The organism is Plantactinospora sp. B6F1 (genome assembly GCF_040120695.1).
In the GTDB taxonomy this organism is placed as follows: domain Bacteria; phylum Actinomycetota; class Actinomycetes; order Mycobacteriales; family Micromonosporaceae; genus Plantactinospora.
In genome coordinates, this window is the sequence record NZ_JBEEAC010000003.1 from 118,722 (window position 1) to 142,755 (window position 24,034).

Sequence of the window (24,034 nt, forward strand, 5' to 3'; positions counted from 1 at the left end):
TCCTAGAGGATCGTCCAGGTGTCACCGCTGTTCAGCAGGCCGGCAAGCTGCTCCTCCGGGGTACCGGTGCTCTTCGCCCGGGCCGCGTCGAGCTGCCCCTGCACCACACCGTCGTAGCTGGGCCGATCGATGTCGCGGAAGATCCCGATCGGGGTGTTGCGCAGGGCGAAGCCGGGCAGCCGGGAAAGCGCGAAGGCGTACGCCGGCTCGTCGACCGTGGCGTCGTGCACGACGATCTCGTCCGCGGGTACGGAGGCGGTCTCCCGGACCTCCAGCCCGAACCCGCCGGGCGGGTGGACCACGCAGAACTGCCCCTCGGACCCGAAGGTGACTGGCTGACCGTGCTCCAGCCGGATCAGGTAGTCGTCCCGGGTGGCCGGCTCCTTCAACTGCTCGAAGGCGCCGTCGTTGAAGATGTTGCAGTTCTGGTAGATCTCCACGAACGCCGAACCCTGGTGCTCGGCGGCGGCGCGCAGCACCGACTGCAGGTGCTTGCGGTCCGAGTCGATGGTCCGGGCCACGAAGGTCGCCTCGGCGCCGAGGGCCAGCGAGAGCGGGTTGAACGGCGCGTCGGCCGAGCCGACCGGGGTCGACTTGGTGATCTTGCCTACTTCGGAGGTGGGAGAATACTGCCCCTTGGTCAGCCCGTAGATCCGGTTGTTGAAGAGCAGAATCTTGAGGTTGACGTTCCGGCGCAGCGCGTGGATCAGGTGGTTGCCACCGATCGACAGTGCGTCGCCGTCACCGGTGACCACCCAGACCGACAGGTCCGGCCGGGAGACCGAGAGCCCGGTGGCGATCGCCGGAGCCCGGCCGTGGATCGAGTGCATCCCGTACGTGTTCATGTAGTACGGGAAGCGCGACGAGCAGCCGATGCCGGAGACGAAGACGATCCGCTCCCGGGGAAGCCCCAGCTCGGGCATGAACGACTGGACCGCGGCGAGGATGGCGTAGTCACCGCAGCCGGGGCACCAGCGCACCTCCTGGTCGGACTTGAAGTCCTTGGTGGTGAGTTTGACGGCGACGGGCTCAGGCATTCTTCACGACCTCTTCCAACATGGTCTCCAGCTCGGTGGCGGTGAACGGCAGCCCCCGGACCTGGTTGTATCCGATCGCGTCGACCAGGTAGCGGGCCCGGATCACGTGGGCGAGCTGGCCGAGGTTCATCTCCGGGATCACCACCTTCTCGTAACGGGCCAGCACCTCGCCGAGGTTGGCCGGCAGCGGTGCGAGGTGCCGCAGGTGCGCCTGCGCCACCGGCAGGCCGCGCTGGCGCAGTCCGCGGCAGGCCGCGCCGATCGGCCCGTACGTCGAGCCCCAGCCGAGCACCAGCACCCGAGCGTCCGAGTCCACGCCGTTGGGTGACCCGGTCTCCACCTCGACGTCCGACACCTCGATCGCCTCGATCCGGGCCGCCCTGGTCCGCACCATGAAGTCGTGGTTCGCCGGGTCGTACGAGATGTCGCCGGTCTTGTCGGCCTTCTCCAGACCGCCGATCCGGTGCTCCAGCCCCGGCGTGCCGGGGATCGCCCACGGCCTGGCCAGCGTGGCCGGGTCGCGCAGGTAGGGGAGGAAGGTCTTGCCGTCCTCGCCGTTCGGCTCGGTGGCGAAGTCGACCCGCAGGTCAGGCAGCGACTCGACGTCCGGCAGCAGCCACGGCTCGGAGCCGTTCGCCACGTAGTTGTCCGAGAGCAGGATCACCGGGGTCCGGTAGGTCAGCGCGATCCGGGCCGCCTCCAGCGCGGCGAAGAAGCAGTCCGACGGCGAGCGCGGGGCGATCACCGCGACCGGCGCCTCGCCGTGCCGGCCGTACAGTGCCATGTTCAGGTCGGCCTGCTCGGTCTTGGTCGGCATGCCGGTGGACGGGCCGGCCCGCTGCACGTCGACGATGACCAACGGCAGCTCCAGGGCCACCGCCAGGGAGATCGTCTCGCCCTTCAGCGCCACACCCGGGCCGGAGGTGGTGGTGACGCCGAGCGCACCGCCGTACGATGCGCCGAGCGCCGCCCCGATCGCCGCGATCTCGTCCTCGGCCTGCATCGTGGTCACGCCGAACCGCTTGTGCTTGCTCAGCTCGTGCAGGATGTCCGAGGCCGGCGTGATCGGGTACGCCCCGAGGAAGACCGGCAGGCCGGACCGGACACCGGCGGCGACCAGGCCCAGGGAGAGGGCCGCGTTGCCGGTGATGTTCCGGTACGTTCCCGGGTTCATCTTGGCCGGTTTGACCTCGTAGCGGACCGCGAAGTCCTCGGTGGTCTCGCCGAAGTTCCAGCCGGCCTTGAAGGCGGCGGTGTTCGCCGCGACCAGCTCCGGCCGGGCGGCGAACTTGCGCTCCAGGAACCGGATGGTCGACGCGTACGGGCGGGAGTACATCCAGGAGAGCAGGCCGAGCGCGAACATGTTCTTGGCCCGTTCGGCGTCCTTCTTCGAGACGTCGTGCTCGGCCAGCGCGCCGACGGTCATCGAGGTCAGCGCCACCGGGTGCAGCACGTAGCCGTCCAGCGAGCCGTCGTCGAGCGGGCTGACCTGGTAGCCCACCTTGGCCAGGTTGCGCCGGGTGAACTCGTCGGTGTTGACGATGATGTCGGCCCCGCGCGGCAGGTCGGCCAGGTTGGCCTTGAGCGCGGCGGGGTTCATCGCGACCAGGACGTTGGGGGCGTCCCCCGGAGTCAGGATGTCGTAGTCCGCGAAGTGCACCTGGAAGCTCGACACGCCGGGTAGGGTGCCGGCGGGAGCGCGGATCTCCGCGGGGAAGTTCGGCAGTGTCGAGATGTCGTTGCCCAGTTGAGCGGTTTCCGAGGTGAACCGGTCGCCGGTGAGCTGCATGCCGTCGCCGGAGTCGCCGGCGAACCGGATAACCACCCTATCCAGCTGCTGGACCTGCTTGCTCACTGCTGCACCTCGCTTCGCTCGGCCCGGTAGGACGGACTGAGCTCAGGGGTGACCTCGCCTTGCTCGGCCACGCGTCCTCCTTGAGCGCCGGTGGCGGGTTGGCGGTGCTGAGGGCTCGGCTGTCCGTTCCAGTCCTTCATCGCCCCGCTCCAGTCCTTCATTGCAGAGCCTACGTCGATGGTTAGGTGATCCTTCCCCAAGGTCCGGCACATGGGACGCCGCAATGGCGTCATTAGTATGCTTTCGCCCCACCTGGACGGGGGGTGCCGTTATCCAGATCACCGGAGTCAGACGTCGGGATTCCGCAGGGCGAGAACCCGACACCGGGCGGTAGGCTGCCGCACATGACCGGATACCTCGGGTCGTACGCGACACTGGGGCTGCTGCTGCTCGCCAGCGTACTGGTCTTCGTCGGTGCGTTCGCCGCCAACCGGGTGCTCCGGCCGGCCCGCCCCGCAGACCCGCCGGGCAAGCGGACCAGCTACGAGTGCGGGCTGGATCCGGTCGGCAGCGACTGGGCGCAGATGCAGATCCGCTACTACGTATACGCCTATCTCTACGTGCTGTTCGCCGTCGAGGCGGTCTTCCTCTTCCCCTGGGCGGTCGTCTTCGACCGGCCCGGATTCGGCCTCGTCACGGTGATCGAGATGGCGATCTTCGTCTCCGTGCTCGCCCTCGGCATCCTCTACGCCTGGCGGAAGAACATCCTCCGCTGGACCCGGTGAACCTTTTTCAACCTCCCCTTGCGGTCCGACGGACCGCAAGGTCGGAGGCGCTGCATGAGCGCCGCGCGGTTCAGGTTGAAAAAGGTTCAGTGAGCCGGATCAGGCCAGCCCGCGCCGGGACACCGCCGGTGGGCGATCACCCCTGATCGAGGCGACCATGTCGAGCAGCCGCCGGGTCGGCCGTACCTGGTGCGCCCGGAACACCCGGGCACCCAGCCAGGCCGAGATCGCGGTGGCCGCCAGGGTGCCCTCCAGCCGCTCGTCGACCGGCAGGTCGAGGGTCTCCCCGACGAAGTCCTTGTTGGAGAGGGCCACCAGCACCGGCCAGCCGGTGTCGGTGAGCTCGGTCAGCCGTCGGGTGATCTCCAGCGAGTGCCGGGTGTTCTTGCCGAAGTCGTGCGCCGGGTCGATCAGGATGCCGTCCCGGCGTACCCCGAGCCGGACCGCCCGGTCGGCGAGCCCGGTGACCGTGTCGAGGACGTCGGCCAGCACGTCGGGGAAGGTCGCCCGGTGTGGCCGGGTACGCGGCGCCAGGCCGCCCGCGTGCGAGCAGACCAGCCCCGCCCCGGTCGCGGCGGCCACCTCGGCGAGCGCCGGATCGGCACCGGACCAGGTGTCGTTGAGCAGGTCCGCCCCGGCGGCAACCGCCTCGACGGCCACCTCGGCCCGCCAGGTGTCGATCGAGATCACCACCTCGGGGAAGGCGGCCCGGACCGCGGCGATGGTGCCGACGGTACGACGGATCTCCTCGGCCACGTCGACCTCGGCACCCGGTCCGGCCTTCACACCGCCGATGTCGATGATTTCCGCACCCTCGGTCACCGCCCGCTCCACGGCCCGCAGCGCGCTGTCCGCCGCGAAGGTGACGCCTCGGTCGAAGAACGAGTCCGGCGTCCGGTTCACGATCGCCATCACGGCGAGGTCTCCGGGCGCGAACGACCGCCGTCCCAGTCGGAGCGCGTCCGCCATCCACTCCTCCTCCACCGGTTCTCCGCGCTGATCACGCTAGTTGACGGCGATCATCGGCCCTGGCCGAGGGGCCGGACGCCGGGGCCGCCCGAGCACCGGTCTCCGCGCGGACGGTGGCGCGGCACGCGACGACGTCCTGCCCGGCGCCGGGGGGTTCGCCGGCGCCGGCCGGCACAGTTTCACGTTCGTCGAAGAATGACCGGGGTGGCGGGGTCGCCCGACCCGGCTCGCCATGCCACCATCGGCGGATGGGTCAGGTTCTGCTCCTCTTGGTCGTGGCGCTGACCGTCGCGGCGGTGGTCTTCGGGGTGACGGTGCTGGTGACCGGCTCCGATCCGGGGCTGGGCACCGCCGAGCCGGACGGTCGGGCAGTGCCGCTGCCCGGTAACCGGCCGCTGCTGGAGACCGACGTCGGACAGGTCCGGTTCGATCTGGCGCTGCGGGGCTACCGGATGGCACAGGTCGACCAGGCGCTGCGCCGCACCGCCTACGACATCGGCTACAAGGACGAGTTGATCGGCGTGCTCCAGGCAGAGGTGACCGCGCTGCGGGAGGGGCGGCTGGACGACGCCGACGTGCTGCGCCGGGCCCGGGAGGCTGCGCTGGTACCGGTCGGGTCGGCCGGCACCGCGCCGGAGGGCGCGCTCGACGGCTCCTCGGCCCGTGCGCTGGCGGCCGCGGCGACGACCGGCGGGATCGGCGGGCACTCGTCGCCGGTGCCGCCGGTGGACGGGCCGGCCGATGCCGCCGGTGGTACGAGCGGTTCCGGCGAGCGGCCCGGTCCGCCCGAGCCGGCACCGCTCGATTTACCGCAGCGCGCCTTCAGAGCCGATCCGTCCACCCGGTCCGACCCCGCTGCGGCGCAGCCCGCCGCGTCCTCGACTGACGAGCGGGCGGACGAGGGTACGGACGAGCGGGCAGCCGAGCGGGCGGACGACGCCGGGGCGACGGTCCGGGCTCGCTCGGTCCGGGAGGGCGGATCCGTGATCGAGGCCGAGGACGGGGATCTGACCGAACCCGCCGCGTCGGTCCGGCCGGCCGTCGGCGCCGAGCCGGCCGAGCCGACCAGCGTCGAGCCGACCAGCGCCGATGCGACCAGCGCCGAGCCGACCAGCACCGCAGCGACCGGTGACGATCCGACCACCGGGAACGGGGACGACCGGCCGACCCGGGCGGACGCACCAGCCGGGTCGGGCAGTGCGGCGGCTGGGTCGGACGCATCGGCCGGGTCGGGCAGTGCGGCGGCTGGGCCGAGCGAACCGGCGGAGCAACCGGAGCGGGCATGAGCACCGCCGACCCGGGCGGTGCCGACCCGAACGACACCGAGGGGCTCCGGGCGGCCGCTCAGCCGGGCACCGGGGAGGTCACCGCCACGGTTATCGTCGCCGCCCCCGCACCCCGGGTCTTCGCCGCGCTGACCGCCTGGGAACGCCAGGGCGACTGGATCCCGTTCACTCGGGTCCGCCTGCTGGAGGGGGACGGCGGCGAGGGCAGCCTGGTGGAGGCGGTCACCACGGTCGGGCCGGCCGTACTCCGTGACGAGATGCGGGTGGTCCGGGTCGACGCGCCGTACGAGGTGCGGGTGGTGCACTGCGGGCGGCTACTGCGCGGTCCCGGTGTGCTGCGCTGCACCCAGATGGCCCAGGACCGCACCCAGGTGGTCTGGCACGAATGGTTCCACCTGCCCGGTGGCTCGGCCGGCCGGGTGGCCTGGCCGGTGCTCTGGCCCGGCTCCAAGTTCGGCCTCACCCAGGCGCTGAAGCGGTTCGCCCGGCTGGTCGAACGCGGACAACTGCCCTGACCGGCTCGGGACGGGGATGCCTGGCCGGCTCGGCACGGGGATGCCTGGCCGGTGCTCCTGGTCACCTGTGGGTTGTCGGGCGGTTGGCCTACCGTTGACCGCGTGACTGATCTGGTGACCGGCGCCGACGGGCTGGCCCGCTGTGGCTGGGGCGCGAGCACCCCTGACTATGCCGTCTACCACGACGAGGAGTGGGGGCGGCCGCTGCACGGCGACGACGCGCTCTACGAGCGGCTGACGCTGGAGGCGTTCCAGTCCGGACTCTCCTGGCTGACCATTCTGCGTAAGCGGCCGGCGTTCCGGCTCGCCTTCGACGGGTTCCATCTGGAGACCGTGGCCGGCTACGGCGATGCGGAGGTGGCCCGGCTGATGGCCGACGCCGGCATCGTACGGAACCGGGCGAAGATCGACGCGGCGATCGCCAACGCACGGGCCGCGCTCGACCTGCCGGACGGGCTGACCGCGCTGCTCTGGTCCTTCGCCCCGGCCGCCCGGGTGGCCCGGCCCCGGTCCGTCGCGGAGGTGCCGGCGATCACCGCCGAGTCGACCGCGATGGCGAAGGCGCTCCGGAAGCGGGGCTTCCGATTCGTCGGCCCCACCACGGCGTACGCGCTGATGCAGGCGACCGGCATGGTCGACGATCACCTCGACGGTTGCCACGTACGACTCGACGGCCGCCACGTGCCGCCGCCGACCGTCGCCGCCGTGATGGGATAGCGGCCTGACGCTTCCCCACGGCTGAAGCATTCCAGCCACGTCCGACAGTTCCGTGCACCCAGAGAAGGCGACGCCATGCCGACAACCAACGACACCACCTCCGAGCATCCTTTCCTCCCCGTGGCCGGAGCCAGGGGTTTCTCGGGCGGCTCTTGATGAGTGCAGCGGGTGCGGGCCGGAGCTGGGCGGTCGTCATCCCCGGGGAACGCTACGAGGCCGAGCGGCTCTTCCACCACGACACCCTGGAGCTGACTGGTCTCAACGGGGCGCCCCGGCCCGGCCCCGGCGATCCGGTGCTGGTGGTCCGCGACGAGCAGCCGCCGCTGGTGGTGGCGCTCGGCCGGGTGATCGCCACCGATGGTGTCGAGGAGCGGGACCCGGACGATCCGCAGGCCGGACCGGCCTTGCCCGGTCCGCTGGCCGTGGCGTATACCCGGCAGGTCTTCGACGCTCCCGTGCCGGCCGACCGACTCACCCTCCACGGCCCGGTCACCCCGGTCGACCCGGCGGTCTTCGAGGAGTTGGTCGGGCGGGTCGGCCCGGCGCCGGAGCGGCGGAACTACCTGGTCAGCCTGGATCTGCCGATCGAGGCGGGGTCGCCGGCCGAGGCGGTCCGGCTGTTCTGGGCGTACGTGCAGGAGCTGGGGCCCCGCGAGCTGCCAGCATTCGTCGCGCCGTCCGACGACGAGCTGGCGATGCAGGCGTTCGTGCTCGGCGTCGAGGCCAACCAGGATCCCGAGGAGGACGACGACTGAACCGGACCGACGACTGAACCGGCGACCGGAGTGACCTGAGACGGGTTGTCGGATATCCGACAAGCCACGACGGCGGCGAGCTGCCGTCGCCGCACCGCCGGTGCGGCGTGCCACGCTGCGGCAGGTCGGGTCAGCGGCCCTCGAACGTCGGCCGGCGCTTCTCCAGGAAGGCGCTGGTGGCGGCCCGGTGGTCGGCGGTGGCTCCGCAGATCGCCTGCGCCTGTGCCTCGGCGGCCAGCGCCTCGGAGAGGGTCCCGGCGTCGCCGACCGAGAGCTGCCGCTTGATCGCCCCGTACGCCACCGTCGGTCCGGCGGCCAGCCGGGCCGCCAACTCCTGCGCGGTCTCCAGCACCTGCTCGTCGTCGACGAGCCGGTTGAGCAGCCCGAGCCGGTGCGCCTCGTCGGCCGGTACCGGCTCGGCGAGCATCAGCAGTTCGATCGCCTTCGCGTGGCCGACGAGCCGGGGCAGTGACCAGGATGCGCCGGTGTCGCCGGCCAGCCCGACCTTGGCGAAGGCCATCAGGAAGCTCGTGCCGGGACCGCCGATCCGGAAGTCGGCGAGGAGGGCGAGGGAGGCTCCGGCGCCGGCCGCCATGCCGCGTACCGCCGCGATCACCGGCTTGGGCAGCCTGGCCAGCCGGGCGGCGATCGGGTTGTAGTGGGTCCGGACCGTGCCGAGCGGGTCGGTGTTGCCGTCGGCCAGCGTGGCGGCGTGTTCCCGGAGGTCCTGGCCGGCGCAGAAGGCCGATCCGGCGCCGGCGAGCACCACCGCGCGGCAGGAGCGGTCCTGTTCCAGCTCGGCCAGCGTGTCCCGCAGCGCCTCCTTCAGCGCCACGTTCAGCGCGTTCATCGCGGCCGGCCGGTTCAGGGTCAGCGTGACCACGGAGTCGGAGCGGTCGATGAGCAACGGCTCGGTCACGGGTGTCGACCCTTCTGTCGGGGGATTCGGTGGGCACCGTCGAGGCACTGCTCGACGAAGCGGTCGGCGGCTGGGCGCAGTCGCGCGGCGTGCCGGTCGAAAAAGGCGGCGGCGCTGGTCCCCGGCCACCGCTCGGGCAGGAGCGCGGGGGGCAGCTGCGGGTCCCGGAAGAGGAAGGTACGCCATGCGTGCACCAGGCGGAACCGGGCGGCGTACGCGTCCTCGTCACGGCTGCGTACGGTCACCCCGGCCAGCAGTGGCCGCTGCGCGGCGACGAATTCCTGGTACGCGTTGGCGATCTCGTCGAGGTCCCAGGCCCGCCGGACCACTCCCATCGCCCCGGGCGTGCCGGCGGTGTGCGCCGCGGTGAACCGCTCGTAGCGCACCCCGGCCTCGGCCAGCAGGCCGTCCACGTCCTCACCGGGCCGGGTGGCGACCCAGGTCTGCTCGTCGAGCATGCCGTAGCCCAGGTAGCTCAGGTTGGCGGCGAGACGTTGCCGGTCCCGCCGGTTCATGCCCGTTTCAAGCACGATCAGGTCGAATCGGCCGTCCCACCCGATCTTGCCCGTGCGGTAGATCCGGGCCGCCGCCTCGTCGAGTCGGCGGGCCGCTCTCGGGGTGAGCAGGTAGCCCGGTCCGGCGGCCAGTCGGAGCGGGTGCAGCCAGCCCTGCCGGACCATCCGGGAGACCGCGGTGCGGACCGCGGGTGCGGCGATGCCGAGCGGGGAGAGTAGTTTGACCAGCGCGGACACCGGTGCGCGTCCACCCCGGGTGCGGAGGTAGTCGCCGTACAGGTCGAAGAGTGCCGACCGTGCCTGCATGACCGCACATTGTGACACCCCTTCTCAAGATAAGCTAGATGCTGTTACATCAACGCCGGTTCGGTTTGGGTCCGGCGGTGTTCATCAGGGAAAATCGTTGGTCGGCACCGCGGCCTTGGGCGGTGATGCTGACCAAATGGATGTGGGGATAACCCACCGACCCTGATGAAGGTCTGAGGGGAGACAACATGGCGGCGATGAAGCCGCGGACGGGCGACGGTCCGCTGGAAGTCACCAAGGAGGGCCGGGGCATCGTCATGCGGGTTCCGCTGGAGGGTGGTGGCCGGCTCGTCGTCGAGATGACTCCCGACGAGGCCAACGCGCTCGGTGACGCGCTGAAGGCCGCCGCCGGCTAAGTGAACGCCGACTCCTCCGGGCGGTACGTCTCGTCCGGCGGGGTTTCTCACCCTGGGCCACCGGCGGCGCCGCCGGTGGCCCAGGGTCGTCATGTCGGGCGGGGTACCTTCTCCCCGTTCATACAAGATCGTCTGGAGGTGCCGTCGGCGTGCTGTCGATCCGTCTGGTAGTCGACCCGACCGGGTTCGAAACCCTGGCCCTGCCGATCGCGCCCGATCCGGCGCCGGGCAGGCCCACCGACGGGCCGGAGCGGGCAGCTCCGGGCACGACCGACGAGGCCGGCTCGGGCACGACCGACGGGGCCGGCTCGGGCACGACCGACGGGGCTGGCTCGGGCACGACCGACCAGGCCGGCTCGGGCACGACCGACGGGGCTGGCTCGGGCACGACCGACCAGGCCGGCTCGGGTACGGGCCAGGCCGGCTCGGGCCCCGAGGACAGCGCCGGGCCGAGCGCGCGAGCCCTGCCCACCCTCCTCGCCCTGCCGGCCGGGCTGGCGGCCGAGGCGACCGCCCTGCTGCCGCACCTCGATCAGCCCGGGAGCGCCGGCGCCCTGCACCGGTCGATCCGGCCGCAGGGCAGCCCGACCCGGCTGCTGCTGGCCGGGGTGGGCGCCGGCGACGAGGCCGGCTGGCGGTCCGCCGGGGCGGCGATGGTCCGGGCGGCCGCCCGTGAGAGTTCGATCACTATAGCCATTCCGGTCGATGCATCCCGGGATGCGGTACGCGGGCTCGCCGAGGGGATCTGGCTGGCGTCGTACCGGTTCCGGATGCCCGCCGTCGACGGATCCGCCGGCGACCCGCCCCCGCTGACCGAGGTACTGCTCGCCGTCGCCGACCCGGAGCCCTACCGGGCGGCGCTCGACACCGCCCGGGCGGTGGCCGAGGCGACCCGGTTCGCCCGGGACCTGACCAACACACCCTCCTCGCTGAAGACCCCGGCGTGGTTCGTCGACCGGGTGATCGAGGCGGCCGGTGGGCGGGACGGGCTGACCGTCGAGGTCCGGGAGCCGGACCGGCTCGCCGCCGAGGGGTTCGGCGGCATCCTCGCCGTCGGCGGGGGATCGGCACAGGGACCCCGGCTGGTCGAGCTGCGCTGGCGGCCCGAGGGGGCACAGCGGCACGTCGTACTCGTCGGCAAGGGCATCACCTTCGACACCGGCGGCATCTCGATCAAGCCTCGGGACGGCATGAAGCTGATGCGCAAGGACATGGGCGGTGCCGCGGCCGTGGTCGCCACCGCGCTCGGTGCCGCCGCGCTCGGGCTGCCGGTCCGGGTCACCGCGCTCGCCCCACTCGCCGAGAACATGCCGAGCGGCTCGGCGTACCGGCCGGGCGACGTCGTGCGGCACTACAACGGACTGACCAGCGAGAGCACCAACACCGACGCCGAGGGCCGGCTGGTTCTCGCCGACGCGCTCGGTTACGCCGTGGCGCGGCTCGCCCCGGACCTGCTCGTCGACCTCGCCACGCTCACCGGGGCGAACGCGGTCGCGCTCGGCAAGCGGACCGCCGCCCTCTACAGCGACACCGACGAACTGGCCGAGGCGGTACTCGCGGCGGCCGACGCGGCCGGCGAGCGGGCCTGGCGGATGCCGCTGACGGCCGACTACGCCGAGTACCTCGGCAGCGAGATCGCCGACCTCTACAGCGCCCCGAACCAGGGAGCCGGATCGGTCACCGCCGCGCTCTACCTCCGCGAGTTCGTCGGTGACCTGCGGGACCGCTGGGTGCACGTGGACATGTCGGCGCCGTCCTGGTCCGACGGCAACGACGGTGAGCTGGTCAAGGGCGCCACAGGCTGGGGCGTACGCACTCTGCTGCGCTGGCTGGCGACCCAGCCGTGACCGGCCGGTGTCCGGCGGCGGTGCCGTGGCCGGTCAGCGCTTGACCGCGACGAGCAGCCCCTCACCGGTCGGCAGCAGCGCCGGGGTCCACTCCTCGGACTCGCGGACCGCCTTGGCCACCTCCCGGACGGTCACCGTCTCCACGTCCCGGGCGGCCGGGTCGCCGATCCGGCCGGCGGCCAGCGCGCCGTGCAGCGCGAGCACCCCGCCCGGGCGCAGCAGCCGCAGCGCCGCCTCGACACAGGCGCTGTACTCCGCGACCTCCGAGTCGACGAAGATCAGGTCGTAGGCGCCGTCGGCGAGCCGGGGCAACACGTCCAGCGCCCGGCCGGTGATGATCCGGGTACGGCCGGAGGCGAAACCCGCCTCCTGGAAGATACGCCGGGCGATCCGCTGGTGTTCCGTCTCCACGTCGATCGTGGTCAGGATGCCGTCGGGGCGCATGCCGCGGAGCAGCCAGAGGCCGCTGACCCCGGTGCCGGTGCCGATCTCCACGACGGCTCGGGCGCTGCCGGCCGCGGCCAGCAGCCGGAGCGTGGCACCGGTCCCCGGCGTGACGGCGTCGAGTCCGACCTCCCTGGCCAGGCTACGGGCGGTACGCAGGACCAGGTCCTCGGCGACGTACGCTTCGGCGAACTGGAGTGCTTGGGCGGTCGTCGTACTGACTGACCGGGCGACCGTGGCGATGGGGCACCTCCGGGCGGCGAGGGACTCGGCTGGGGATGGAACCTGGGACGAGGGCTCGGTTGCGCTGTGGGTCGGGGCCGTACCGGGATTTCCGGCGGGGCGGAGCTTGCGGGCGGCGGGTCGGCGGGGCGACGGTGGAACGGTGGAGGTGGGACGGCGGACCGGGGCGGGGTTGCGGGTATGAGCCTAAGGGTGGCGGTACGTGATCGGCAGGCGCGTACCTCGGACGGTCGCCGCTGCCTCCGAGCAACGATGACCGGTCTTCGGCCATCCGTGCGATCCTGGATGCGGAACCCGGACGCCGCGGCCGGAACCGGTCGCTCCGGCCCGCGCGGCGCCCGGCTTCGGGGACGGACTGTGGGAGGCAGCGAACGTGACGGACGGCTGGAACTGGCGCCAGCCCGATGGGACGGCAAGGCCGGGGAATCCCGGGCCGCCGACGCCCCCGACGGTCGGGCCGGCGACGCCCGGATCGACCGTCGACCCGGGATCGTCCCCGTGGTGGTCTGACGCGCTGCGCGACCCGTGGCGGAACCCGGCCACCCCGGTGGCGGTGGTGGTGCAGGCGACACCGGCCTCGGGCACGGGTGCCGAACCCGAGCCGGTGACCGACCCGGACACCGGCCGGGGCGGACTGACCCGGGTCTTCCTGGTTTCGTTGGTCACCGCGCTGTTGGCCGGCGCGCTGGGCGGTTCCCTCGGGTACGCCTTCGCCGTGCGGGGCGGTGTCACCGGTACGACCGCACTCGGCTCGACCGCCGGAGAGCCACCGGTCACGGCCCGGCGTCCACCCGACTCGCTGGCCGGTGTCGCGGCCCGGCTGCTGCCCAGCGTCGTGACGGTACGGGTAAGCGGCAACGGCGGCATCGGTCTCGGTTCCGGGTTCGTGGTCACCCAGGACGGCTACGTGATCACCAACGACCACGTGGTCGGAGTCGGCACCGACACCGCGACGGTGGTGTTCAACGACGGCTCCACCGCACCCGCCGAGGTGGTCGGGAAGGATCCCGAGGCGGACATCGCCGTGATCAAGGTGTCCCGGACCGGTCTCAAGCCGGTGGAGTTCGGCGACTCGGACGGCGTGGCGGTCGGCGACCCGGTGCTCGCCTTCGGCACGCCGCTGTCGCTGGCCAACACCGTCACCGCCGGCATCATCAGCGCCCTGGACCGGACCTTCCGGCAGGGTGAGACGGGTGGGCAGGTGCGTTACTACGCGGCCATCCAGACCGACGCCGCGGTGAACCGCGGCAACTCCGGCGGTCCACTGGTCGATGGCGGTGGGCGGGTGATCGGGGTGAACTCGGTGATCCAGACGCCGGCCGCCGACGAGGAGACCGCCGGCAACGTCGGCCTGGCCTTCGCGATCCCGATCAACCAGGCAAAGCGGTTGGCTCAGGAGATCATCGACACCGGCAGGGCGCGCCGGACCGTGATCGGCGCGTCGGTCGGCGGCACCCGATCCGGCGCGTCGGGCGGGGTGCGGATCTCCGCCGTCGAGCCGAGCGGGCCGGCCGCCGCCGCCGGCTTGCGCGCCGGTGACGTGCTGCTCAGGCTCGATGGCAAGCCGCTGGAGGAACCGAGCGATCTGATCGCGCTGGTCCGCAAGTACGCACCGGGCTCGGTGGTGAACGTCGAGTACCGGCGCGGGTCGGAGCGGCAGGCCGCCTCGGTGACCCTGGCCGCCGACGCGAAGTAGCGGTCTGGCCGCCGACGCGAAGTAGCGGTCGGCTCCCCCTCCCACGGCCGGCGGTGGCGTGCGTACTCTTGCCGTGGGCGGGACGAGGAGGCGAGCGCGTGTTCGAGAACCTGAACTGGTGGGAGATCGGTACGCTGCTGCTGGTCGCACTCCTGATCTTCGGCGACCGGCTGCCGGCCGTGATCAGCGACGGCCTCCGGATGCTGCGCAACCTGCGCAACATGGCCCGCAACGCCACCGGTGACCTGAGCCGCGAGCTGGGCACCGACATCCAGCTCGAGGACCTGCACCCGAAGGCGTTCATCCGCAAGCACCTGCTGAGCGAGGAGGACGAGCAGGCGATCCGGAAGCCGCTGGAGGGGACGTTCGAGAAGCTCCGCTCCGACCTGACCGACGTACGCCGGGAGGTCGACGACGTGGCGGCCTCGGCGGACATCCGCCCCTCCACCGCCGGCTCGACCGGTGGCGTCACCGCCTCGACCCCGGGTACCGGCAGCGACGTACCGCCGGCCCAGCGCCACGCCTTCGACGTCGACGCCACCTGACCCCCGCGCGCCGCGGTCGGCCGGGGCGGGGTCAGCGACCGGAGGGACGTAGCCCGAGAGGCTTGCCGAGCAGCGACTCCCGACGTACGGCGAGCCGGTCGGCCACCGCGGCCAGCGCCCTGGCGGCCGGCGCATCCGGCTCGGCGAGCACCACCGGGTCACCGGCGTCGCCCGCCTCGCGGACCCGGGTGTCGAGCGGGATCTGACCCAGCAGCGGCACCTGTGCGCCGATAACCCTGGTCAGCGACTCGGCGACCGTCGCGCCACCGCCGGAGCCGAAGACCTCCATCCGGGAGCCGTCCGGCAGGTCCAGCCACGACATGTTCTCCACCACCCCGACCAGCCGCTGGTGGGTCTGCAGGGCGATCCCGCCGGCCCGCTCGGCCACCTCGGCCGCTGCCGTCTGTGGCGTGGTCACCACCAGGATCTCCGCGTTGGGCAGCAACTGGGCCAGCGAGATGGCCACGTCGCCGGTGCCCGGCGGCAGGTCCAGCAGCAGGACGTCGAGGTCGCCCCAGTAGACGTCGGCGAGGAACTGCTGCAACGCGCGGTGCAGCATCGGGCCCCGCCAGACCACCGCCGCGTTGCCGTCGGTGAACATGCCGATCGAGATCACCTTCACCCCGTGCGCCTGGGGCGGCATGATCATGTCTTCGACCCGGGTCGGCCGGCCCTCGACGCCGAGCATCCGGGGCACGGAGTGACCGTAGATGTCCGCGTCGACGACGCCCACCGAGAGCCCCTTGGCGGCGAGCGCGGCGGCCAGGTTGACGGTGACACTCGACTTGCCGACCCCGCCCTTGCCGCTGGCCACGGCGTAGACCCGGGTCCGGGAACCGGGCTGGGCGAACGGGATCACCGGCTCCTGGCTCTGCCCGCCGCCGCGCAGCCGGGCCTGGAGGGCCTGCCGCTGCTCCGGGCTCATCACGCCGAAGTCGATGGTGACTCCGGTCACCCCGGTCACCGCGCCGACCGCCGCGGTGATGTCGGTGCGCAGTTTGTCCCGCAGCGGACAGCCGGCGACGGTGAGCAGCAACTCCACCCGTACCGTGCCGTCGGCGGCGACAACGGCGGAGCGCACCATGCCGAGGTCGGTGATCGGCCGGCGGATCTCCGGGTCGTCAACGGTGGCGAGCGCGGCGTGCACCGCCTCCTCGACGGCGTTCGTGGGCCGGATGGCGGAGCCGGTGCCGGAGGCGGCGGCCCCCTGGCCGGGAACGGTTGGCGCAGACATATTCGCCATGCTACGTCGCCGAGCGGGCCGACCGGCTGGCCCACCCGGACGGACGCCCGGCCCGGCGGGGTCCAACCGACGAGAGGGAATCGCACGACGTGGGCGGCAAGTCGGACGTTCAGCACTGGGTGGGGACATTGGCGATTTGGCGGGTAGACGCCGTACCCGCCCGGGTGCGACGATCGTTGAAGTTCGCCGCGCGCCTAGCCCCTTGAGGCGCGCGGCGTTTCTCTGGTCCGACGTCCTGCGGTGCACGCTGCGGTGCTCTGCGCTGCCGTCGGGTTTGCGATGCGGTGCTCTGTGCTGCCGTCGCCTTCCGGTGCGGTGCTTGGTCGCCCGCCAGCCGCTCCGCCAGGCGCCGCGCTCCCGCTCCGCCGACCGCAGCACGGCCGGCCGGTCAGCGGCGCCGGACCCGGTGCAACCGGAACGGCCGGCGGGTCGGCCGGACCGCGGTGGCCTCGCGTGGCGGGGCGGCGAGCGAGTCGTCCGGCAGGGTCTCTCCGGCGGCCAGCGGCGGCCCGGCCGGGGTCAGCCGGCTGAGCACAGAGCCGGCCCGCCATCGCTCGGCCAGGTCCGCCGGGCTGCCGGAGGCGTTGAGCCGCTTGGCCGCCACCTGGGGGGCCACCGTCGCCCACTGCTCGCTCTCCGGTGCGACCCGGGACACCTCTGCCGACCAGGTGACGATCCGCCCACCGTGGTCGCCGCGCAGCGTCACCGTCGCAGTGTCCGCCTCGGCGAGTCCGGGCGCGGACTGCTCACCAGGACCGCTCACCACGTACAGCCCGTCGTCGAGTGGGACGCACCACAGCGCGACCGGTGGCCGGTCACCGACCGCCACCCAGGCCACGGCGGCCTTTTTCACCGCCTCCGCCACCAGCGGTGAGACCGGGGTCACCTGCTCGTCCGTCACACCCCGCATCCTGCCTCACCCGGGACCGGCACGGAACCCGACGTCGAGGCGGAGCGGGGGTACGTCGAGCAGCCCGAGAACCTCGGTCAGCGAGCTGAGTGCCGGGCCGGTCCAGCCATGGTCCGGGTTGAAGACCAGGTGCGCGTCGAGGTCGGCGGCGGCCAGCCGGATCGCGGTCATCCCGGCTCGGGTGGCGCCGGTGAGTTCCTGGCTGCCGCCGTCGCCGACGTAGAGGCAGTCGCCCGGAGCGAGGCCCAGCCGGTGGCAGGCGGCGAGATAGATCGCCGGATCGGGCTTGCAAACACCCACCTGTACCGAGAAGACCCCCGCGTCGAGCAGAGGCGCGACCGGCAGGCGCGGCAGAAGGGCCGGAAGTTCGTGGGTACAGTCGCTGACCAGCGCGGTACGGGCACCCCGACGCCGTACGGCGCGCAGTACCGTCACCGCCTCGGGACGGAGCCGGGTGTCGGCGCGTACCGCCGCGACCCGGGCCTCGACGGCGGCGCGCAGGTCGGCGGCGGAGGGTCGGACGCCGGTCTGCGCGCAGATCCAGCGCATGGTGTCGGTGGCGTCGCCGAGCGCCCCGGTGGCGCGCAGGTAGAAGGACCGGTCGAGCACCTCGACCAGCGCCTCCACGGCACAGCCGAGCAGCGCGGCGACCACCGCGTGCTGCCGGCCCCGCCGGTTGGCACAGGTGAGGGTGCCGAAGAAGTCGAAGATCACCGCCCGGTACGCGGGTAGGCGGCGCCCCGGCTGCGCCACGACGCGGTCGCCAAGCGGTGCCCCGCCCGGGTCCGGCCGATCCGGTCCTGCTGGCTCGTCCGGGCCGGAGCCGTCCGCGGTGGAGTCGCTCGCGGCGAGGTTGGCCGGGGTGAGGTGGTCCGGGGCGGGTGTGCCCGGGGTGGGGTGATGATCCGGGGTGGGGTGGTGGTCCGGGGTGGGGTGGTGGTCCGGAGCGGGTGCGTCCGGGGTGGGGTGGTGGTCCGGGGTGAGGTTGGCCGGGGCGGGACGGTGTTCTGTCGGGGAGGGGAACCGGTATGTGGGCATGGGGGAGCAGCCTCCGAACCGGATGGAGCCAGGCGGATCGGACGATGGTAACGACTTGTCGATCAGTCGGTGGCCCCCAGTGACATGTGAGGATTTCTCCGTGCCCGCCGTCGCATCGTCGCCCCGGACCTCGGTCGACCCGCTGAGCATCGGCGCGGTCACGGTGGCCATCGCGGCGGTCTCGTCGTCCGCGCCGCTGATCGCGTTCGCCGCCGCCCCCGCACTGGCCATCGCCTTCTGGCGCAACTTCCTCGCGGTCGGCGCGCTCGGGCCGGTCGCGGTCTTCCGGCGCCGGGCCGAGTTCCGGGCACTGGCCAGCGGCGCCGGCCGGCGGGACGCGGGCTACTGCGTACTCGCCGGTCTCGCCCTCGCGATGCACTTCGCCACCTGGATGCCGAGCGCCCAGCTGACCTCGGTGGCCGCCGCCACCGCACTGGTGGTCACCCAGCCGGTCTGGCAGGGGCTGATCGCGCTCGGCCAGGGCCGGCGGCTCTCCACGGTCGCCTGGCTCGGCATCGGGCTGGCGGTGGCCGGCGCGATCTGGGCGGTCGGCGCCGACTTCGGGGTCTCCGGTCGGGCCGTCGCCGGTGACCTGCTCGCGGTCGCCGGTGGGATGGCGGCGGCGGTCTACACCGCCCTCGGCGAGCGGGTCCGGAACACCATCAGCACCGTTGGCTACACCACCATCTGTTACGGGGTCTGCGCGGCGGCACTACTGCTGGTCTGCCTGGCCGGGGGCGTACGCCTCGGCGGCTACGACGCCGGCACCTGGCTCGCCGTACTCGGGCTGGTGGTGGGGGCGCAACTGCTCGGGCACTCGATGTTCAACTACGCGTTGCGCCGGATCTCGGCGACCACGATCAGCGTGCTCTTCCTGCTCGAAGCGCCGGGTGCCGCGCTGCTCGCCTGGGCCTGGCTGGGGCAGGCGCCCCGGACGGCCGCCCTGCCCGGGCTGCTCCTGCTGCTGGCCGGGGTCGCCGTCGTACTGCACGGCGAGGCGCGGGCCGGCCGGTGTCCGGGCACCGGGACGCAGGCGGAACCGCTACCCGCGCCACCGGAGGCGGGGCCCCTGCCGGAGAGCGAGCCGCCCCGGCAGAGCGGGCCACGCTCCGGCAGGGGCACACCGGATCGGCGGAACTGACCTCCGCCGGGACAGCCTCAGGTGCTCGCCGTGGTCGCGAAGAGCACGCCCATGAAGACCAGGTAGCCGAGGAAGAAGAGCAGGCCGAGGGCGACCATCGCGACGGAGACCCAGCCGAGTACCAGGCCGGCGGTGGCGAAGCCGCCGCCCTCCTCGCCGCTCGCCTCGATCTCGGTACGCGCCTTCTTCGACAGATAGATCGCGACCACGCCGACCAGTTGGCAGCTGAACAGGGCGACGATCCCGGTGACCAAGGCGGCGATCGCCATCCCGTTCGTCGGGCGACGGGCCACGTAGGGGTAGCCGGGATAGCCGGGATAGCCCGGCGTCCAACCCGGCTGCGCCGCGCCGGCCTGCCCCGGGTACTGGCCGGGGTCGACGGCAGGCTGCGCGGCGGCGTCCGGGGCGCTGGTGGGCTCGGACGGGTTACCGGTGCTGGCTGGGTTCACGGCGTCTCCTGCTGGTCCGGGTGCTCGGTAGCCGGGTGTCGTAAATGCTCAGTAGCCGCTGTCGTACGACGGCGACGGTTGGTTGGCCAACCAGACGAAGAAGACCACGATGGCGATGGTGGCCAGGACCGCGATAGCGGTGGAGATCCAGCCGACGATGATGCCGGCCTTGGCGAATCCCTCGCCGCCCTCGCCGCGCTCGCGGATCTGCTTGCTGGCGACGTGCCCAAGGATCGCTCCGACGGCACCGAGGTAGCCGCCGAACCCGTAGGCGCAGAGCCCGATCGCACCGACGATGGCGACCACCATCGCGGCGATGGAGAGGCCGTTCGTCGACGGGCCCGGGGTGACGACCGGATAGCCGACCGGCGGATAGCCCGGAGGCATCACCGGCTGGCCGCTGATCGGATCGGTGCCGGCCGGGTACGCCTGGGTCGGGTAGCCGGGGTCGGCCGGATATCCCGGCTGGTGGGGCTGGTGAGGGTTGTCCGCCTGCACCGTGGGGTCCTGGTAGATGGGCTGGTAGCCCGGATCGGGGTAGCCCCCGGGTTGGGCCGGTGGTTGGGCCGGTGGTTGTGCCTGCCAGGACGGATCGCTGGAGTAGGCACTCTGCTGGGGGTCGGTCATTCGAGGTCTCTCACTTCGTCCGTTCGGATGCGTCGCCAGGGTAGTCGGCGTCCGCCAGCCAGGTGTCCCCGCGTCCGGCCTGGCGGGGCGGCCGACGAACCGGGGCCGGTCCCGCCGGACGTGTGGTCGGCGCTGCCACGGCGGTGCGGCGTTGCCCGTATCGGCTGGAACCGGCAGGATCGCGGGCATGGTATTCGACGCGCGTGCCGGGGACAGATCCGGTAATCGGCCTCGTCGGGACGCCACGCGCCCCGCGCTGGCCCGCCGGCCCCGTACCGGCTCGCAGGGCACGGTCTCGCAGAGCATCGACCCGGGCCGGCCGACAGCGCCGGTCGGTGACGCCGAACCGGTGACGATGCGCCTGGACGGGCGGGTGGCGCTGGTCACCGGCGCCGGCAGTCCGGACGGGATCGGGTACGCGACCGCCCGCCGGCTCTGCGCGCTCGGTGCCCGGGTGGCGATCGTCTCGACCACCCGCCGCATCCACGAGCGGGCCACCGAGCTGGGCGCGACGGGCTTCGTCGCCGACCTCACCGACGAAGCCGAGGTCGGCGCGCTGGCCGACGCCATCGTCGAGCAGCTCGGCGAGGTGGAGGTGCTGGTCAACAACGCCGGACTGGCGAGCCGGGCGAGTCCCGAGATCCTCCGGCCGGTCGCCCAGTTGAGCTACGACGAGTGGCACCGGGAGATCGAACGCAACCTGAGCACGGCGTTCCTGTGCAGCCGGGCGTTCAGCGGCGGCATGGCCGAACGGGGCTGGGGACGGATCGTGAATCTCGCCGCCACCGCCGGCCCGGTCAACGCGCTGCCCACCGAGGCCGCGTACGCGGCTGCCAAGGCCGGCGTCGTCGGGCTGACCAGGGCACTGGCGATGGAGATGATCGCCGACGGGGTCACCGTCAACGCGGTGGCGCCGGGGACCATCTACACCGCGGCGTCCACGATGACCGAACTGAAGCAGGGGCTCGGTACCCCGGTCGGCCGCCCCGGCACCCCGGACGAGGTCGCCGCGGCGATCGCCTTCCTGTGCTCGCCGGCCGCCTCGTACATCACCGGCCAGATGCTGGTGGTGGATGGCGGCAACAGCGTGCGGGAGGCGGAGTACCGGTAGCCGGGCCGCCGTCCGCGAGCGGTCCGGCGATCCGGGCCCGCCGTCGTCGCCACGGCCCCTCGATCAGTACGCGCCGCCGTCGCCCTCCGCGCCGGCCCAGCTCACCAGGGCCAGCCAGCCGCAGCAGCCGATCAGGTAGAGCGCGGTGAAGATGTAGCTGAGCACCAGTCCCCAGGTGGCCAGCTGGCCGCCCTGTTCGCCGGTACTGCGGATCTGGCGTCGGGCCAGGTGCCCGAGCACGATGCCGGCCGGCGCGAAGACAAAGGCGAAGACGAGGGAGAGGATCGCCAGCAGATTGATGCCGGGCTGTCGGCCCGGCTGACCGTAGTGGCCGGGCCCGCCCGGGGCACCGGGCTGGCTCGGCTGACCGTGGTGGCCGTACTGGCCCTGGTGGCCGTACTGGCCTGGTTGGCCCTGGTGGCCGTACTGGGCGTGGTAACCGGGTTGGTCCTGGTAACCGGGCTGCTCGGGTTGGCCGGGATAGCCGTACTGACCGGGATAGCCGTACTGGCCGGAGTAACCCGGCGGGTCCGGGTAGCCGCCGTACTGGCCGGGCTGGTCAGCGCGTTCGCCAGAGCCGGATGGGGGCCCTGTCGGGGAACCCTGCGGATCCTGCGGTTCACCGGGCCCTGGGTTGTTCATCGGTGTTCCCCTCCTTACCGGGGGAACGCTACCCTTCGGCGCCGCCTTTCATGGCAAATGTCCGGGATGGCGCGTGGCGGATGGTGCCGAAGCAGCGGCACCGGGCTCCGGAGGGACCCTCAGGTACGCCGGGAGAGTCCGCCGGTGGCGCGCTCCACCGCGAGGCAGCGGTCCTCGACGTAGTCGATGCCGGCCTCCTCGGCGATTCGCCGGGCCTCGGCCGAGACGATGCCGAGTTGCAGCCAGACCGCCGGGGCGCCGATCGCGACCGCGTCGCGGACCACCTGCACGGCGTCCTCGGCCGGCCGGAACACGTCGACCAGGTCGACCGGATGCGGGATCTCGGCAAGGGAACGGTAGACCCGCTCCCCGAAGAGTTCGTCCGCCTTCGGGTTGACCGGGATGATCCGCCAGCCGTGCCGCTGCATCTGCGCGGGAACGCTGTGTGCCGGCTTGGCCGGGTCGCGGGATGCCCCGACCACGGCGATCACCCGGGCGTCGGCCAGGATCTGTTGAGGGCTACGCACCTCCCGAGACTAGTGCGGTGGGCACCGACATTCCACCGTGTCCCGGCGGGCCGGGCCGCTGATCAGAGCAGGGTGAGCTGTTCGACCGCGGGCGCCGGGGTCGGCACCCGGCGGGCCTCGCCCGGCTCGCCACGGTGCAGGCCGTACCGGCGGGCCGCCATCCGGACCCGGCCGGTCAGCTCGCGCTGGTATGCCTGCGGCAGGTAGGAGCCCCGCCCGAAGAGGGTCCGGTAACGGGGCACCAGGTGCGGGAACTCCCGGGCCAGCCAGCCCGCGTACCACTCCCGGGCGCCGGGACGCAGGTGCAGCGGCAGCGGGGTGACGCTCACCGCGCCGGCCGCCGCGACCGCGGCCACCGTCTCCTCGATCGACTCGTCGCCGTCGGTCAGCCCGGGCAGGATCGGGGCCATCAGCACCCCGACCGGAAAGCCGGCGTCGGTCAGCCGGCGTACCGCGTCGAGCCGGCGTCGCGGGCTGGGCGTGCCGGACTCGACGGAGCGCCACATCCGCTCGTCGACGAAACCGATCGACATCGAGACGCCGACCCGGGTCACCGTGGCCGCCTCCTGGAGCAGGGGCAGGTCGCGCAGGATCAGGGTGCCCTTGGTCAGGATCGAGAACGGGTTGGCGAAGTCGCGCAGCGCCGCCAGGATCGGCGGCATCAGCCGGTAGCGACCCTCGGCCCGCTGGTAGCAGTCGACGTTGGTGCCCATCGCGATGTGCTCGCCCGACCACTTCGGTGCCGCCAGCTCGCGGCGGACCAACTCGCCCGCGTTGACCTTGACGACTACCTTGCTGTCGAAGTCGCGACCCGCGTCCAGGTCGAGATAGGTATGTGTGCCACGGGCGAAGCAGTTGTGGCTGACCACCCCGTTGGCGACGAAGTCGCCGGTGCCGGTGGTGATGTCGTAGAGCTGGAGCTCCCGGTCGAGCGGCTCGATCCGGCGGATCCGCAGCGCCGCCCGGCTGCCGAGGATCGTCCCGTCGAGCCCGCCGACGGGGATGTCGGCGGGACCGGGCGTGGCCCGGCCGGTGCCGACCAGGCTGTCGGTGATCGCCAGGTAGGGCCGGGGAGGTTCGCCGGGCAGCGCGGCGACGACGTGCTTCCAGCCGCGCGGGGTGAGGAACCGGTGGTCGCCGCTGGCGGTCAGCTCGGTGCCGTCCGCCAGGACGATCCGGTACGCCGGCTTCACCGTCGACCAGTGCGCCAGCACCTCGGTCCGGACGTAGCGCCGGTGGTTGCCCTGCGCGACCGTGCCGTAGATCTGGTCGCCGATCCGCAGCTCGGCCAGGGCCCGGGTGCGCCCGTCGGCGAGCAGGATCGCGGTGTCGCCGGCCAGGCAGTAGGCGCAGGCGTGGCTGCACCCGCGGTAGGGGTTGATCGTCCACTGGAACGGCACCCGCGAGGCGCCGGGCACCCGGTTGATGATCGACCTGGCATGCACCTCGTAGAACGTCATCCCGGCGAAGCCCGGGGTGTCGAAGGTGCGGACGGTCGCGCCGGGCAGCGCCAGCGGCAGGGGTGGAGCCGCCGGCGCCGCCCCCGGAGGGGTACCGCTGTCGGGGGGAGCCGACGTCAGGTTTTCCCAGCGCATGGCCATTATTCGAACATACGT

At 72.7% G+C, this 24,034-nt stretch carries 23 protein-coding genes and 2 pseudogenes; 11 read left to right on the forward strand and 14 right to left on the reverse strand.

All coding sequences use genetic code 11. The features are described from left to right. Window positions 1–2: 2 nt before the first annotated feature. The gene (locus ABNF97_RS06150) at window positions 3–1,037 is read right to left on the reverse strand and encodes a 2-oxoacid:ferredoxin oxidoreductase subunit beta (protein WP_349337915.1); all 1,035 of its coding nucleotides are present in this window, start codon (window positions 1,035–1,037) and stop codon (window positions 3–5) included. Continuing rightward, window positions 1,030–2,892, reverse strand: a complete 1,863-nt coding sequence (locus ABNF97_RS06155; RefSeq protein WP_349337916.1) for a 2-oxoacid:acceptor oxidoreductase subunit alpha — start codon at window positions 2,890–2,892, stop codon at window positions 1,030–1,032. The genes ABNF97_RS06150 and ABNF97_RS06155 overlap by 8 nt, the downstream gene beginning before the upstream one ends. A gap of 344 nt (window positions 2,893–3,236) precedes the next feature. Between ABNF97_RS06155 and ndhC the strand changes: the two genes are divergently transcribed. Continuing rightward, complete coding sequence (ndhC, locus tag ABNF97_RS06160; RefSeq protein ID WP_130465128.1) at window positions 3,237–3,617, forward strand: NADH-quinone oxidoreductase subunit A; 381 nt, start codon at window positions 3,237–3,239, stop codon at window positions 3,615–3,617. A 99-nt stretch (window positions 3,618–3,716) separates the two neighbouring features. Here the strand turns inward: ndhC and folP are convergent, their stop codons facing one another. Further along, entirely contained in the window at window positions 3,717–4,586 is an 870-nt protein-coding gene (gene folP / locus ABNF97_RS06165; protein ID WP_130465127.1) for a dihydropteroate synthase, read from the reverse strand. Between the two features lie 248 nt (window positions 4,587–4,834). On the opposite strand from folP, the pseudogene ABNF97_RS34120 reads away from it, so the two are divergent. The 4 genes and pseudogenes from ABNF97_RS34120 to ABNF97_RS06185 form a co-directional block, all read left to right on the forward strand. After that, window positions 4,835–5,443 (forward strand): annotated as a pseudogene (locus tag ABNF97_RS34120) (DivIVA domain-containing protein); the annotation flags it as partial. A gap of 425 nt (window positions 5,444–5,868) precedes the next feature. Next, window positions 5,869–6,387, forward strand: coding sequence for an SRPBCC family protein (locus tag ABNF97_RS06175; RefSeq protein ID WP_130465126.1), 519 nt, complete (start codon window positions 5,869–5,871; stop codon window positions 6,385–6,387). Window positions 6,388–6,489: 102 nt separating this feature from the next. Next, window positions 6,490–7,104 (forward strand): DNA-3-methyladenine glycosylase I, encoded by a 615-nt coding sequence (locus ABNF97_RS06180; RefSeq protein ID WP_130465125.1) that lies wholly within the window; start codon window positions 6,490–6,492, stop codon window positions 7,102–7,104. Window positions 7,105–7,259: 155 nt separating this feature from the next. Beyond that, window positions 7,260–7,859 carry a hypothetical protein gene (locus ABNF97_RS06185; RefSeq protein WP_349337917.1) on the forward strand — a complete coding sequence of 200 codons (600 nt, stop codon included), beginning with the start codon at window positions 7,260–7,262 and terminating at the stop codon, window positions 7,857–7,859. Between the two features lie 130 nt (window positions 7,860–7,989). Here ABNF97_RS06185 and ABNF97_RS06190 read toward each other — a convergent pair whose 3' ends face one another. Continuing rightward, window positions 7,990–8,778 carry an enoyl-CoA hydratase-related protein gene (locus ABNF97_RS06190; RefSeq protein WP_130465123.1) on the reverse strand — a complete coding sequence of 263 codons (789 nt, stop codon included), beginning with the start codon at window positions 8,776–8,778 and terminating at the stop codon, window positions 7,990–7,992. After that, a complete protein-coding gene (locus ABNF97_RS06195; RefSeq protein WP_130465122.1) occupies window positions 8,775–9,599 on the reverse strand; it encodes a PaaX family transcriptional regulator C-terminal domain-containing protein in 825 nt (274 codons plus the stop codon). The genes ABNF97_RS06190 and ABNF97_RS06195 overlap by 4 nt, the downstream gene beginning before the upstream one ends. A gap of 188 nt (window positions 9,600–9,787) precedes the next feature. Here ABNF97_RS06195 and ABNF97_RS06200 point away from each other — a divergent pair, with 188 nt between their 5' ends. Then, window positions 9,788–9,955, forward strand: a complete 168-nt coding sequence (locus tag ABNF97_RS06200) for a DUF3117 domain-containing protein (protein WP_007455245.1) — start codon at window positions 9,788–9,790, stop codon at window positions 9,953–9,955. Window positions 9,956–10,419: 464 nt separating this feature from the next. Next, a complete protein-coding gene (locus ABNF97_RS06205) occupies window positions 10,420–11,802 on the forward strand; it encodes a leucyl aminopeptidase family protein (RefSeq protein ID WP_349338053.1) in 1,383 nt (460 codons plus the stop codon). 33 nt (window positions 11,803–11,835) lie between these two features. On the opposite strand, the gene ABNF97_RS06210 is transcribed toward ABNF97_RS06205, so the two are convergent. Further along, window positions 11,836–12,411: a class I SAM-dependent methyltransferase gene (locus ABNF97_RS06210; protein WP_130465119.1), complete on the reverse strand. Its 576-nt coding sequence runs from the start codon at window positions 12,409–12,411 to the stop codon at window positions 11,836–11,838. Window positions 12,412–12,862: 451 nt separating this feature from the next. Between ABNF97_RS06210 and ABNF97_RS06215 the strand changes: the two genes are divergently transcribed. Both ABNF97_RS06215 and ABNF97_RS06220 read left to right on the forward strand, forming a co-directional pair. Then, window positions 12,863–14,185 carry a trypsin-like peptidase domain-containing protein gene (locus ABNF97_RS06215; RefSeq protein ID WP_130465118.1) on the forward strand — a complete coding sequence of 441 codons (1,323 nt, stop codon included), beginning with the start codon at window positions 12,863–12,865 and terminating at the stop codon, window positions 14,183–14,185. A gap of 98 nt (window positions 14,186–14,283) precedes the next feature. Continuing rightward, the gene (locus tag ABNF97_RS06220; protein WP_349337918.1) at window positions 14,284–14,730 is read left to right on the forward strand and encodes a twin-arginine translocase TatA/TatE family subunit; all 447 of its coding nucleotides are present in this window, start codon (window positions 14,284–14,286) and stop codon (window positions 14,728–14,730) included. Between the two features lie 31 nt (window positions 14,731–14,761). On the opposite strand, the gene ABNF97_RS06225 is transcribed toward ABNF97_RS06220, so the two are convergent. The 3 genes from ABNF97_RS06225 to ABNF97_RS06235 all read right to left on the reverse strand — a co-directional run bounded on the left by ABNF97_RS06225 (window position 14,762) and on the right by ABNF97_RS06235 (window position 17,921). Next, window positions 14,762–15,964: an Mrp/NBP35 family ATP-binding protein gene (locus ABNF97_RS06225; protein ID WP_349337919.1), complete on the reverse strand. Its 1,203-nt coding sequence runs from the start codon at window positions 15,962–15,964 to the stop codon at window positions 14,762–14,764. 397 nt (window positions 15,965–16,361) lie between these two features. Then, entirely contained in the window at window positions 16,362–16,883 is a 522-nt protein-coding gene (locus ABNF97_RS06230) for a hypothetical protein (protein ID WP_349337920.1), read from the reverse strand. 6 nt (window positions 16,884–16,889) lie between these two features. Beyond that, the gene (locus tag ABNF97_RS06235) at window positions 16,890–17,921 is read right to left on the reverse strand and encodes an HAD family hydrolase (protein WP_349337921.1); all 1,032 of its coding nucleotides are present in this window, start codon (window positions 17,919–17,921) and stop codon (window positions 16,890–16,892) included. A 100-nt stretch (window positions 17,922–18,021) separates the two neighbouring features. Between ABNF97_RS06235 and ABNF97_RS06240 the strand changes: the two are divergent. After that, window positions 18,022–18,963 (forward strand): annotated as a pseudogene (locus ABNF97_RS06240) (DMT family transporter); the annotation flags it as partial. A gap of 116 nt (window positions 18,964–19,079) precedes the next feature. Here ABNF97_RS06240 and ABNF97_RS06245 read toward each other — a convergent pair. Both ABNF97_RS06245 and ABNF97_RS06250 read right to left on the reverse strand, forming a co-directional pair. Then, the gene (locus ABNF97_RS06245) at window positions 19,080–19,511 is read right to left on the reverse strand and encodes a DUF4190 domain-containing protein (RefSeq protein ID WP_349337922.1); all 432 of its coding nucleotides are present in this window, start codon (window positions 19,509–19,511) and stop codon (window positions 19,080–19,082) included. 48 nt (window positions 19,512–19,559) lie between these two features. Further along, the gene (locus ABNF97_RS06250) at window positions 19,560–20,138 is read right to left on the reverse strand and encodes a DUF4190 domain-containing protein (protein WP_130465112.1); all 579 of its coding nucleotides are present in this window, start codon (window positions 20,136–20,138) and stop codon (window positions 19,560–19,562) included. Between the two features lie 256 nt (window positions 20,139–20,394). Here ABNF97_RS06250 and ABNF97_RS06255 point away from each other — a divergent pair, with 256 nt between their 5' ends. Beyond that, on the forward strand, window positions 20,395–21,249 hold the full coding sequence (locus tag ABNF97_RS06255) for an SDR family NAD(P)-dependent oxidoreductase (RefSeq protein ID WP_486484990.1): 855 nt from the start codon (window positions 20,395–20,397) through the stop codon (window positions 21,247–21,249). Between the two features lie 63 nt (window positions 21,250–21,312). Here ABNF97_RS06255 and ABNF97_RS06260 read toward each other — a convergent pair whose 3' ends face one another. The 3 genes from ABNF97_RS06260 to ABNF97_RS06270 all read right to left on the reverse strand — a co-directional run bounded on the left by ABNF97_RS06260 (window position 21,313) and on the right by ABNF97_RS06270 (window position 24,019). Further along, window positions 21,313–21,891, reverse strand: a complete 579-nt coding sequence (locus ABNF97_RS06260; RefSeq protein ID WP_349337923.1) for a DUF4190 domain-containing protein — start codon at window positions 21,889–21,891, stop codon at window positions 21,313–21,315. A gap of 119 nt (window positions 21,892–22,010) precedes the next feature. Continuing rightward, entirely contained in the window at window positions 22,011–22,418 is a 408-nt protein-coding gene (locus ABNF97_RS06265) for a CoA-binding protein (RefSeq protein ID WP_130465110.1), read from the reverse strand. Window positions 22,419–22,480: 62 nt separating this feature from the next. After that, window positions 22,481–24,019: an Rv2578c family radical SAM protein gene (locus ABNF97_RS06270; RefSeq protein ID WP_349337924.1), complete on the reverse strand. Its 1,539-nt coding sequence runs from the start codon at window positions 24,017–24,019 to the stop codon at window positions 22,481–22,483. Window positions 24,020–24,034 lie beyond the last annotated feature (15 nt).